The sequence below is a fragment of the Kluyvera georgiana ATCC 51603 genome, assembly GCF_001654985.1.
Classification (GTDB): domain Bacteria; phylum Pseudomonadota; class Gammaproteobacteria; order Enterobacterales; family Enterobacteriaceae; genus Kluyvera; species Kluyvera georgiana.
In genome coordinates this window covers 1-229 of the sequence record NZ_LXEU01000158.1, presented here as the reverse complement: position 1 = coordinate 229, position 229 = coordinate 1, and the positions used below count along the sequence as shown (strand labels likewise).

The following is a 229-nucleotide window of genomic DNA, read 5'->3' as shown; positions in this document are numbered from 1 at the left end:
TGCCAGGTTATTGGCCCGACAGAACCGTTGCCAGTCGTCGCTGCCGTACTGGCTGCCCTGGTCCGAGTGTACGATGACCTCGCCGTCAGGTTTTCGACGCCACACGGCCATCATTAGCGCATCCAGCGCCAGTTCACGTGAGAGTGTGGGTTTCATCGACCAGCCCACCACATTACGGGCGAAGAGATCGATAACCACCGCCAGATACAGCCAGCCCTGCCAGGTGCGG

1 protein-coding gene is annotated in these 229 nt (G+C 60.7%); it reads right to left on the bottom strand.

The genetic code is table 11. The features are described 5' to 3' along the window. A partial coding sequence (locus M989_RS24130) for a DDE-type integrase/transposase/recombinase (RefSeq protein ID WP_157093607.1) occupies positions 1-229 on the bottom strand: 229 nt, incomplete at both ends.